Genomic DNA, 12,524 nt, shown 5'->3' on the forward strand with positions numbered 1-12,524 from the left:
CTCGAAAAGAAGCCTCGATAAGCCGTCGCTGTCACGCGGTTTCTCGACTAACTAAAGACGGATGCACCTGGGGACTCCCGCCGAAATTTATGGTCTACGTCAACCTCCTAATTCTGTTCTTGGCCGCCAAATCCCAGCGGATAATGGTTGAAAAGACTAGCTCCTATGCGACCAAAGGCGCGGACATGTTCTCGGGGACAGCCAAGACCGGACTAGTCCTCGGAGCTACTGCAGTTGGAGGAACTGCCACTGGCTCGATGGTCTCGGCCGGCATGAAAGCCAAGGAGGGGAAGGCCGCCAGTATGGAGGCCTACCAGCTCCATCGGAGCCTCTCGTCGAAGCAGCCTCCGCAAGCTGAGTCTTCTACGGACGATGACTCTGAATCAGCCGAGACGCCACCGAGTAGTGGGAGTTCAGCTGACGCAGCGTCTAATGATGGCAGCTCGAATTCCAGTGACTCTGGGACTAGCGGGTCGTCAGAAGAGAGTGTCTCTGGTGGCAACCTCTGGGAGGATAACGAGAATATCGACTCGATGAAAGATCTCTTCCAGACTGATCGAAAGGACATCCCCACAGACGGGGCCGACGGACCGTCGTCGCCTGACCCCTCGACCAACGGGATCGACGGTCCCAAGTCAGGTCAAACCGCGGACGCCGGGGGTGGGTCATCCCCCTCGAACGGTGATTCGCCAACGGGATGGTACAGTATCACCAGCCACGGCGAGACACCAGATGGGGCGGCGATGGTCGATGCGTCACAGGACGACTATTCCCAGGGAGATCGTGTGGTGGTCGACAACGAAGACTTCGACTATGCGGAAAAACGCGCCATCGTCACTGACGCTGCCGACGGTGAACTTAAGGTCCACCCCGAGACGCGTGACCTGGACGAAAACATGACCGTCGATCCCGACGATGTCGTGATGTACGAGCACGGCCCGGAGGTCGACCGGACATTCAGCGAAGGCACTGCAGTCCGAATCACCGCTGACGACTTCGAAGGATCTGACGCCCGTGCGACCGTGACAAAACCGCCAGTGCCAGGAAAAGAAGCCACCGTACGGCCGGTCAATATGCCAGGGGAAGTGAAAGTCCCAGCCGAGAAGCTCGCTGCTTCCCCCACGGGTAGCACACCGCGGTCAATAGATAACAGCGATGTTGAACCCGTCGTCCCGCCAGGATGGGGCAAAGGTGGTACCCCTGACTCCGAGCCACCAACGGTAGAGCCTGAACCACTGCACTCCGGCGACTCCAGCGCCGACATGGAACCCGAACAACCGACTCCAGTAGGAGGCGTCAGTGCAGACTCCGATACCCAGGCCGAGTCCCCAACTGATACCTGGGGGTCGGAATCGGTTCCCGACAGACCGACAGACACTGGCGAGTCGGACTCACCTACGGTAGAGTCTGAACCCCTCCACTCCGGCGAGTCCGGCGCTGACATGGACCCCGAACCACTGCAGGGGTCCTCGACAAACAGTGGTGGCTCAGACCCAGTATCTGCTGATCCGCCACAACCAGGCGATGAGGTGCCGGATACCGACGGCGTCGACACACCTGGCCGCTCGCCCGCTGAGATTACAGACTCCTCGCCAGGCGATCAGCCTCCACAGGGTCGAGCTGCGGACTCCACTACCTCGACTACAGAACTAACCCCGTCAGATATCGTCGAGAACCCAGACGCAGACAAATATCAGCAGGGGTTCTCCGACGGCTCTCCAGACACGAGCCAGCCTCCAACCTCACAGACAACAGCACAGCCTGACTCTAACTCGGCCCCACAATCGACTAGTTCCTCCTCACCAGGGGCGTCCGAAGGGGGCTCCCAGCAGCCCGATTCCGCGACCACAGACACAGAGGAGAGCACTGTCGGGTCTGACTCCGGCCAAAGCATCAAGGACGCACTAGCGACCGATGACGAAGTCCTCGGTCCCGAAGCCTACGCAGAGCCGTTCACGACAGAAAACACGGAGAGTGATGACTAATGAGTAACACAAACCGCGAATATAGCACGAACATCATCCACGAATCGCTTGACGGAAAAACAAAGTTCTGGGGACAGTACACGCTCGGTGAACTGTTCCTGTTCCTCGCCCCAGTCTTCGCCTGGCTGGTCGTCATGGGCCTCCCGTTCGTCCCCGCGGGGGCGTTCCTCCCGGCGACGGGTGCCCTGATCGCTTCCGAAGTGCTCCTGTACGCACTCTTCCAAATTCGACCGCGCTACTACCGGCTGACAGAGTGGCTGATGGTCCGACTCCGGTTTGCCACCCGCAAGGAAGAGTACACCGTCGATGAAGGCAACCAGGACACCCGCCACGTCACCCGCCTCAAGCGCATCATGCCCCACGGGATCGAGCGCGTCGATGGAGCTCACGTCGGGGCCGTCGAGGTCCGCCCGGCCAACATGGCCCTCGAAGACGGCCAGCAGTGGGCCAAAGCCGTCTCCTCGCTCACCGACCTCGTCAACTCCCTCGAAGGGACCACCGAAATCTTCGTCACGACCAGAGACGTAAGCAACCAGTCACACATCCAGGCCCACATCGACCGGTTGGATGATCCAGACGTCCAGGACCTCCCCATCCTTCGGGGTGTGCTTTCGGAGTGGGTCAACCGCTACACGGACGGTGATAGTGATATCGAGGACTCCACCGAGATGCAGCGAGAGTACTACATCATCGTCACAGTCACCGATAGCGACATCGACGATCTCGAACGGGAGTCAACATCGCTGCTGGGCTACTTCGAGGACCTGCCCGGAATTGGCCGAGTCGTCTCGAAGGTCGCGCCAGAGACGTTCACCGACGCCGAGCGTGAACACTACAAGGCAAAGAAACTGAACGACCGGCTGGGCAACGTCTCGCGGGCGGTCGACAACCTCTACCGTTGCCGTGGGTCCGCAGTCTCGCCGTTCGAACTCGCCCAACTCACCAAGGACTTCTGGGCCTGTGAGTCCCGTCCCCACTCCGACTGGCAGTCGACAGCTAGCATCTCGCCGATCAGCTACTCCAAAGGGCAGGACAACGGCGGCACCGAGGTCGACGAAGCCCTCTCTGCCCAGGACCTCGCCGACGATGCCGACGCCGATGCTGATCCGTCGGCTGACAGTGAGAGCGAACCCTGGGAAACCGACGACAAAGAGGACGCAGACTCAGACTCAGACTCAGATTCCGACGACTTCGACGATATGGAGGAGCTGGCACACGACGACATCGAGGACGAAGAGATCGAATACATCTCGCCGGACGTCAACCAGCCCGGACGTAAGCACAAGTCCATCGTCTCACCGACGGCAATAGACTGGAAGACCGACTACACCGTCATCGAGAACGAGACCTACGCCCGGACGTTCTGGATCGAGACGTTCCCCGAGCATCCGACCAACGGCCTCTTCGAGCGGCTGCTACTGGACACGGACCTGCGGGCCGACGTAAACATCCACATCGACCCCTACGAGTCGCAAGAAGCCATTCAAGTCATGTCCGAGTGGATTACCTCGCTGCGGATGGTCCAAGAGGATCAAGGCGAACTCGAAGCCGAGGACATCAGCGACGATATCAACCGCGCGAAGCACCTCCGGCAACTGGTCCGGCGGAACCGAGCCTCGCTCTACCAAGCCGGCGTCTTCGTCCGCGTGACGGCCGACTCGAAAGAGGAGCTGCGGACTCAGACCAACCAGCTCGAAACAATCCTGCGTGACGCGCCGGCGAACTGCTCGGTGAAACGGACCACCCGGCGGCAGGAACAGGGGATGGTCACTGTCTCGCCGCTCGGCGGGAACGAACTGGGCCGTGGTCGCCTCTCGGCGATGACCGGCGAAGCCCTGGGGTCGATGTTCCCCTTCTCGTCGAACTACCTCCGCATGGAGGACGGCATCGAATACGGGACCCACGGCCACAACGGCTCGTCGCTGCTGATCGACCCGTGGGAACTGGAGACCGGCCACTCCGAACTGGTCACGGGAATGCCCGGTGGTGGGAAGTCCCACGGAACCCAGGCCCGCTCGATCCGGATGATGAAAAAGCGGTCGGACGTCAAGCAGGTGTTCATCGACCCCGTGGCTGGAATGCGTGGATCGGCGAAGATGCTCGACGCCAAGACGATTACGGTCAGTGGGGAGACACCGCTGAACCCGTGTGAGATGCATCCCACGCCCAAACACATCCTCCGGAAGTCCCCTGACATGCAACCCGTGGCCTCGAAGAAAGACGAAGTCTACGGGGTGATCGAGAACTTCCTGAAGAGTCGGGATATCGACCTGGAGATGCACTCGGGCCTGATCACGTTCCTGATCGACGCGATCTTCGAGCAGTCAGATATCGACCCTGATGATCCCTCGACGCACACCCCAGAGAACTCGCCCAGCATGGCAGACTTCCTGGATCTGATCGACAAGATCCAGGAGGACCCCTCGCTGTTCCCCGGTGCGACCACCGAATCCTCACAGAAGAAGATCCGCGAGTACGCCAACGAACTCTCTGTGGCGCTGCACCCGTTCCGGCAGGGCTCGACCTACGGGAACCTCTCGGAAGAGTCGAACCTGAAGCTGATCGACGACAACAGCAAGGCGGTCTACCTGGACCTCCAGCAAATCGAGGGGTCCGGTAGCGGCCTCGGCAAGCAGTCATTCATCATGCAGCTGCTGCTGAGCAATCTCTACCAGCAGGCCAAGAACATGGACCAGAAGGTGGAGATCATCATCGACGAAGCCCACTACCTGTTCAACGACGCAGCTAATCTGGCGTTCCTCAACCAGATTGCGCGTCACCAGCGCCACGCCGGGCTCCGGTTGGTGATGCTCTCCCAGACGCTCCAGGAATTCTACGATGAAGGGGTGGCCGAGGAAATCGCGGGCATGTGTCCGATTATGGTCCACCACCGCGAGCCGGACCTGGGCGAGAAAACAGCCAATCGAGCGGGGCTGACGAACGAACAGCAACACTACATCAACACGGCCGAGGCCGGGAAAGAGTCGATAGGACAGGGCCAGGGGTACTCACAGGCGCTGGTTCGCGTCGACGAGTACGGTGACTACCCACTGACGATTCGCACGTCCTGGGAGGAAAAGCGGGTAATCGACCTCGACGATCACGGCCGGGATGCACTGGCAGCGCTGGTCGACAAACAACCAGAGCAGATCAAGGAATTCGAGCAGTTCGTCTACGCCCACGGCCTCCGCCACGAGTTGACCGAACGGTTCGGCCTGGAGCCACAGCAGGCCGAGAAAGTGCTGTCTGGACTCTCCCAGGAAGAGCTGATGGACTCGGTACGAGTGGCCCTCGAACGGAACGGAGCGGCGGCAGCAGTCGCTGACGGCGGTTCAGAGAATGGAGACTCGACAACCACCGGAGGGAACGCAGAATGACTCGCAAGAAAATCACGATGTACGGGACGCAAGAGCAGAAAGATAGGATCGAAGAGCGGGCGGATGAGTGTGGTGTGAGTGTCTCTGAATACTGTCTTGAAGCGGTCGAACAACGAATCGCCCGGGAACTACAGCAGAAACGGATGTCGGATCTGGGAATTGAGGACCAAATCAATGACATCACTCAGAAACTTAACACCAGGGCGACTCGGGTTTTTGGTGGTTCTACCGAACAAGAGCAGCTCTATGGCATAGCCTTGTGGGAACTGCTTGGAGACGAGTTCTCCAAAGAAGCTCGGAAAGAATCAATGGAATCAGCATCCGAACGGCTGGATAAAGGCGTTGAGAAACTGAAAAACAAGCGGAGTGAAGCACAATGAGTCGCGACAATCGAATTCAACTCTATCCGTCCGACGAACTGGCTGAAAAGATAGAAAGAAAGGCAGAGAATGCAGGACTCAGCATTTCGGATTTCTGTTCACAGGCCTTAGAAAATCATCTTGAAACTGAGGATGAGAAAGCCGAGGAGAATCGGTATAATCCAAGTAAGCGATTAGAATTGAAGATTGAACAAGCCCGGCAGGAGGTGATGGAAACTCTCGACGAACTTGAGCCAGAAACGGGGGAAGAGATCAAACATCTTCAATCACTTCGGACGATGTATGTGATTTCGCTGTGGGAGCTTCTCAAGGAAGACTATGGGCCCGCTCAGCGAAAAGAAGCAATGAAGCGAGCTTCGGAGCGTCTTGCTGATCAGCATTCGACTGGTAACCAGTCTGAGTCAGCAATAAGTGATGAATAATCTCGTTTTCTGAGAGCGACTGATGATTACAAAAACAGATTTCCAGCGAGGGGGTGCAGGCAATCTGGTCAAGTATGTCCGTAGAAACCGGGCACAAGATACGGGCCATAAAGTCCCGGTTCGGGGACCAGCAGGACGTACACTCACTGATCAGCAGGTGTCTGATTTTGTGGAGAAGAGCCGCGACTTTGGGTTTGAAAGGCATATTATCGTCTCCCCCGACCCACGAGCAGGTTATTCTCCTTCCGAGATTGACCAGCACACCCAGCAGTTGATGCAGCAAGAGCTCACCTCAAACCCGACAATGGACTACCTATACGGGGTACACAGCGAAGATTGCCATCCTCATTCGCATATAGTTGCGACGGGAAGAGAGGCTGAATTGCGGATGGATCGTCAAGAGATTCAGCGATTCCGTTCGCGAGCTCGATCACAGTTCCGCGAAGAAGAACGCCTCAAAGAGCGCGACGTCGACCGAGAGCAGGAACGCGCTGAGGAACGTCGCAAGGAAGCTCACGAGAAAGAGCTAGATCGGGAGGCTCGGAAAGAAGCGCAACCCGATCGGGAGCTCTCGCCTGAACCAGACCGAGAGCAAGAGCCTGAGATGGATCGTGAACCAGACCGAGAGCCGGAGCCGGAACGGGAACCAGAACCAGAGCGTGACTTCGGGATGGGTGGTGCGCAGTGAGTTCTGATCCGAGCACCCAGCCAGGCCAGAAGAACACAGAGGTCCCGACGCAGCTGCGCGACGACGGCGTCGTGATGATCTTCTGGGCGTTCTTCATGTTCATGTTCCCAGCGATGTGGGTAGACGCCGACAAGCCACTACACAAGCGCTTCTGGGCCTGGCGGTATCTCTATCTCGGCTTCACAGTGGTCACGGCTATTTTTTTCCTCCCGGCGCTACTGAACGGGGAAATTATCTGGCTGCTGCTGGGACCGTTCGCCCACATCGTCGCAGGGCTCTCACTCGTCGGAATCTTCGCTGGCTTCCAGTTCCCCGGCATCGCGCTGCCGTTTGTCTCCTACGAGGTCTCGGCAGGACTGTACGTGGCGTCGATCGGGGTAGTGGCCGGGGGAGATTTGCTTCGGCGGACGTCGCCGGCAATGCTGGCACTGGACCCCTACGACAGTGACGACGATGAGCTAGTCGTCCCCCTGGAGCACGTCGACGACAAGAGCGACGATGCCCCGACGCCGCCGACAATCGACCAGGATGTCTCGACAGCCGTAATCGGCGAGACCGGCTCGGGCAAGACTTCGGCTATGCAGCTGCTGGCCTACCAGTTCCCGTATCATCGGGACACAGCGGTCATCGCACACGACGCCGGCGAAGATTTCCAGCGCTTCTATGAGGATCTTGGTTTCGACGTCAAGCGGATCAGCGCCAACGGCGGGGATGTGGTCTGGAATCTGTTCAAAGACGCTGACAGCCGGCGTGACTTCCGAGAGATTGCCCGTACGATCTTCGGCGAACCCGATGGGCACAACCCCTTCCACACACCAGCCAAGCAGGTCTTCGAGGACGTCCTGATGTACCTCCACCTGGAGGCGCAAAAAAACAACCGTCGCGACGAACTCTGCCATCTCGATCTCGTGCAACTGCTTGAGGAAGGCCATATCGAACTATATCAGAAACTCAGTGAATACGACCAACGGCTGGACGCTGGCCACCTCGACCCAGACCAGGGGAAGGGCGCACGGAACGTCTACCAGACGCTTCGCGAGCACACTCGGCCAGTGTTCGTCGACGACTTCGCGGAGTACGGCGAGTTCTCGCTGAACGAGTACATCGAGAATCCCGACGGGCGCGTCCTGATCATCGACTCCGAACCCTCGCGGATGGCGACCCTCGGGCCGATGTTCCAGTTGCTGCTGGATTGGTCGATCCGCTACGCAATGGAAGCCCCGAATCCCACAGTCAATATCCTCGACGAAATCGACCAACTCCCACCGTTGACCCAAGTGACGAACCTCACCGCCCGTGGCCGGAAGGAGAAAGCCCGTGCGCTGGTGGGCGTCCAGACGGTCGGCCAGCTGAAGGACACCTATTCGAACGTTTCTGGTATCCTGGGCAACTGCCCGCAGGGGGTGTACTTCGGCCCCGGTGACCGAGAGACCACGCAGTTCGTCCTCGACGAGGTTGGCGACCACCGGACCTTCGAGACGCAGGAGATGGTTGCTGTCTCTAGATCGACCGGCGATCGCTCCCAAAGCGAACAGAATCGTCGACGCCACCAGGAGAAAGATCAGAATCCGCTGACTCCCGGACAGCTCAGGAAGTTCGGGCCAGGGGAATGTGTCACCGTCCGCCGGACTGACTGGTGGCATGGACAGGCTCACGAACTCCACGAGGTCCGTGATAACCTCCCTGAGAGGGGCGTCGAGTCGCCGGTGTCGCTGGACGACACGAAGGATGATCTCGAAGACACTGACAGCTGGCTCGCACTGCTTCGGTCCCGGCTCGGACGGTCAGAGTCCGACAGTGGATCGTCGGACCAGAGCGAGTCCGACGGGGACGACGCGGTCGACCCAGATGTGTGGGCTGCTGATGACGTTGAGTCTCCGTCGCTGGCGTTCTCCTATGCGAAGTGGGACGAGGCGCTCGACCGGCTCGATCTCGACCAGCCACCGATCTCTGATCCGAAACATATCGACGCCTTCGAGGATGTCTGCTCGATGCTCGACGATCGGGTCCTCTCACTTCAGATCGGCGCCGACGCAACCATCGAGATCAAGGAGCTCCTCATCGACCTCCATGACCAGACTGGCCTGACTCCCCAGGAGGTTCTCAACGAAGTAACGGCCCACACTGAAGCCCTCCAGATGGGCGACGAGTTCCGCACCGAGTTCCTCAACCAAGTCGACGGCGAGGACCGACAGGAGACATCTGATGACGGATCGGGTTTGTTCGATAATGACAATACTGATGGGGCGGATGACTCCACTGATTCCGAGGGTGGGAAAGAGACTGACCCCGACGAAGTGGCCGATGAATCCGAGCCAGCTGGCACACCCGAGGCTGACGCTGGTGAGGAAGAGAACCCAACTCGCGACACCGATCGCCAGTCTGTAGCGGGGTCCGATCACTCCCCAGATGACGGGCCTGTTCACACTGACGAAGATATCGAGAAAGTGTTAGAAGCGGACACGGAGAAAGACACTGATGGTGAAGCGGCTGATCTCGATGACGATGAAGATACCGACGGTGACGACGATATCGACGCTGCAAACTTCATGTGAGTCTGCATCGGTCTGAGCTATTCGTTTTTGTTTCGTCCACTGTCCGTTAGGGAGAACACCCTTTCTGGACTGCTATCGAACGTATATTCTATCTCTAACAGGTTTAGGTGAACTGAGAGCAGAGACTTGGAATCCAAGCTGGGGAGGGATCTGTTTAACCGCCCTTTGCTGCTGTACATTATATCATATATCTAGTAAAGTATTTAATTCCTATATATAATTGCATGAAATCGCAAGACAGCGAAGGTCTAACTCACAAACACGGTGTGAGAAATCCATCTAACTCACACCAAATCGCAAGAGGGCGGCCGGATTTTTCGCTCACACCGTGTCTCTTTATCTTGCCCCACGACTTTCGGCGGTAGCGCGCACCCTAAGCGTTCATGAATTACCACGAAACTGACCATCAATTGCGGCGGCGTCTAGCCCTGGGGTCCCCGTTCGATGCACCCCAGCCTGCCCGGCCCACTGGCTGTGTTAGCAACTCAAGAAGAACCAGTGGCTACGCCTCGTCGGCTGGCGGGGCGATCAGCGAGATCTCCTCGCGACCTCGCTCGACCACTCCCTCGTCCTCGTCGAACGCGATCAGGAACTCGCCCCCCGCGTTGTCGGCCCCGACCACCTCGCCGTCGACGTAGCCAGCCCGCGTTTCATCCAGTACACGATCACCTTCGGAATACAACACATCTGGCGACTCGACATCGTCGGCTCGAGTCACCAGTTCCAGATCAGCTCGCTCGAACCACAGCCCATCCGGCACCGGATCAGGATGCACTGCGACCTCCTCGCTCTCTTGGTCCGTCTCGGTCACCGTTCCGAGCGCCTCGCCATCGAAGCCCTCGCGATGAATCCGCACTCGATCTCCCTCTTCCAATGGCTCCAGTTCTTCGCCAGTCTCGAAATTATCCTCTGCCATGTTCACTGACACTCCACCTCGTGCTGCTTCCTCATGAGCGCCATCGCCTTCGCTGTGGCGACACAAAATCTCCCCCGACGTCCACCCCGTCAGCGCCTCGATCACCCCCCACTCCTCCCCCGCTGTCAGCGGGGATCGCGCGCAACGAAGTGAGCACGATTGGACCGACCGCGAGGCGCGCGATCGCGCCGAGCGCAGCGCCCCGTCGGCGCCGCGCGTAATCCGCGCCACCCAGCCACCCACCTGGCTCAGCCACGACCGGCAGACCCACGCTCGCGACACGCCAGACGACAGGCTCGCTTCGAGACCACAAGACAGAGCGAGCGAAAAAATGAGAGAGAACCGTCGGGCCGCCCAGCCTGGCTACCGCAGGTGGTGGACGACCGTCACGGCGTTCAAGAGCGCGGTCGTGACCATCACGACCCACTTCAGGACCGTCGTGACGACAGCCCGACGTTTTTTATTCGACAATACCTTTTTGACGAACGGCCGAATAGACTGCATTGCTTGGTGTTGGTGGGGCGTGTTTCTGCGTCCCCACTTCTTCGTCGCTGAGTGCCAACTGGGTCGCCCCACGCCCCGAGGGCAAGACATCGCGTCCGGCCAGTGGGGCGAACCGATACCGACACCCCCACCGCAGGGGGTGGTGGGTCCGTGAAGACCCAAGAGACAGGTTCGAGGCGCTTCTGGAGTGATGGCGCTCGTCCAAGCGCTGACCGACGTCGACGGGCAAGCTCGCCTCAGCGAGCAGTCCGTCGCCGGACCGAAGCGCGCCGGATGCCTGCAGTCGCGGGCGCTGCGTGCGAGCCCGCGACCGACGCCTTCACCCAGAAGCGCCGAAGCAGTTCCGCGGCACCGCCCGCGATGGGAAGTCTTCGACAGCGCGGGGTCCCGTCCGTCGACGGTGTGGGAAGCTCACCGTCAGGTGAGGAGTCCCACGCCGGCGGCGCCAACGGAAACACCGCGCCGAGAAGAAGCCTGGAGGGTCGGTGGGACGGTGACGGTGAGCGTCCCACCGGGTGTCCCGCCCGTCCCGCGCTCGCTGCCCAGCCGCCCAGGACGTCCCCCGGCCAGCAGCTGTCTCGCCCGGCCGTCTGCCCCATCCTGAGAGCGACCGACTGCCAACGCCAGTGCAGTCGTGTCCCTCTCGTCTCCAACCGCGCGCGACTCCGACGTGCGCGAGGTCTCTCTGTTGATCGTCGACGATCGGCGCCGGCGTCGAGCCGGTCCTGATCCTGGTCCTGGACCCAAGCGATTTAACCGATGCCGATAAAGAGCGAATGAAGCGATTTTCATGTCAAAGACACATCCATCTCCAGAGCGACGGCTACCCAACGAGCAAATCGTCCCGTCTATGGCGACTATCGGCCCGGCTGTTGACGAAGTCGTCTCGATCGCACAGCAACACCTCAAGCGTCCGATCTCGGTCAAGACTTGGACCTGGGAAGACGGGACATTCAAAGTTCGCGCCAAACACTGGTACCCAGCGGGGACCACGACCCGATACGGCCACCGGTCAGTAATCCAGTATCACAGTGACCGCGAGGTCGTCAAAGGATATCTCCTAGAGAAAGACACGGAAACTGACGAAGAATCACTCCTCCTAGAAACGAAACTCGACGAAATCCCAGATCCGGTCCCACGAAAAAATGAGAGGGGTGACTAACCCTACTTATCCATCACGACCCGATAGCACTTCTCGCACAGCTGCTCAAACGATTCCTTGCGCTCGCTATCGTAGAACGACCCCGAGCGCATCCGCTCGTCATCGAGAAAGGTATTGAATACCTTCTCACACCGTGGACACTGAACGTTTCCCATATCTCTCACCTCCTGGAGCCCCTTCTCGGGCTGCCACCTGCATGCAGCCGCACAAAATCCACGCCCGCGAGCAGCGGGACAGGAGCGCTCTCCCAGCGCTTAACCAACACACCCGCGATCACCCGACCCAGCGTTGGTTAAGACCGGCGTCACCCCCCACCCACGTCCAGATCTCGACGACCCAGCTACGAATGCGGATTCCGTCTCCCCTCCCCGCGGTCGGCGGGGATCGCGCGCAACGCAGTGAGCACGATGGACCGACCGCGAACGCGCGCCAGCGCTGAGCGCAGCGATCCGTCATCCTCGTGAGCGACAGCGAACGAGGGCTCGGAAGACGAGCAGCGCGAGTCTTCCGGTGGCGCCGCGCGCTGACACGACCA

8 protein-coding genes are annotated in these 12,524 nt (G+C 59.4%); 7 read left to right on the forward strand and 1 reads right to left on the reverse strand.

Annotated features, from left to right (window positions below; genetic code table 11):
• Positions 1 to 89 precede the first annotated feature (89 nt).
• From P1L40_RS21405 to P1L40_RS21430, 6 genes are read left to right on the forward strand one after another with little or no spacing between them, the layout of a single operon-like run.
• Positions 90 to 1,985 (forward strand): hypothetical protein, encoded by a 1,896-nt coding sequence (locus P1L40_RS21405; RefSeq protein WP_284011688.1) that lies wholly within the window; start codon positions 90 to 92, stop codon positions 1,983 to 1,985.
• Positions 1,985 to 5,362, forward strand: a complete 3,378-nt coding sequence (locus tag P1L40_RS21410; protein WP_284011689.1) for a VirB4 family type IV secretion system protein — start codon at positions 1,985 to 1,987, stop codon at positions 5,360 to 5,362. The genes P1L40_RS21405 and P1L40_RS21410 overlap by 1 nt, the downstream gene beginning before the upstream one ends.
• Positions 5,359 to 5,742, forward strand: a complete 384-nt coding sequence (locus P1L40_RS21415) for a plasmid mobilization protein (protein ID WP_284011690.1) — start codon at positions 5,359 to 5,361, stop codon at positions 5,740 to 5,742. Before P1L40_RS21410 ends, P1L40_RS21415 begins: the two co-directional genes overlap by 4 nt.
• A complete protein-coding gene (locus P1L40_RS21420) occupies positions 5,739 to 6,164 on the forward strand; it encodes a hypothetical protein (RefSeq protein WP_284011691.1) in 426 nt (141 codons plus the stop codon). Before P1L40_RS21415 ends, P1L40_RS21420 begins: the two co-directional genes overlap by 4 nt.
• A gap of 22 nt (positions 6,165 to 6,186) precedes the next feature.
• A complete protein-coding gene (locus P1L40_RS21425; protein WP_284011692.1) occupies positions 6,187 to 6,852 on the forward strand; it encodes a relaxase/mobilization nuclease domain-containing protein in 666 nt (221 codons plus the stop codon).
• Positions 6,849 to 9,407: a type IV secretion system DNA-binding domain-containing protein gene (locus P1L40_RS21430; protein ID WP_284011693.1), complete on the forward strand. Its 2,559-nt coding sequence runs from the start codon at positions 6,849 to 6,851 to the stop codon at positions 9,405 to 9,407. Before P1L40_RS21425 ends, P1L40_RS21430 begins: the two co-directional genes overlap by 4 nt.
• Before the next feature lie 502 nt (positions 9,408 to 9,909).
• Here P1L40_RS21430 and P1L40_RS21435 read toward each other — a convergent pair.
• Positions 9,910 to 10,323 carry a hypothetical protein gene (locus P1L40_RS21435; RefSeq protein WP_284011694.1) on the reverse strand — a complete coding sequence of 138 codons (414 nt, stop codon included), beginning with the start codon at positions 10,321 to 10,323 and terminating at the stop codon, positions 9,910 to 9,912.
• Between the two features lie 1,294 nt (positions 10,324 to 11,617).
• Between P1L40_RS21435 and P1L40_RS21440 the strand changes: the two genes are divergently transcribed.
• Positions 11,618 to 11,989: a hypothetical protein gene (locus P1L40_RS21440; protein WP_284011695.1), complete on the forward strand. Its 372-nt coding sequence runs from the start codon at positions 11,618 to 11,620 to the stop codon at positions 11,987 to 11,989.
• Positions 11,990 to 12,524: the final 535 nt, after the last annotated feature.

It is taken from the genome of Haloarcula pelagica (genome assembly GCF_030127105.1).
In the GTDB taxonomy this organism is placed as follows: Archaea; Halobacteriota; Halobacteria; order Halobacteriales; family Haloarculaceae; genus Haloarcula; species Haloarcula pelagica.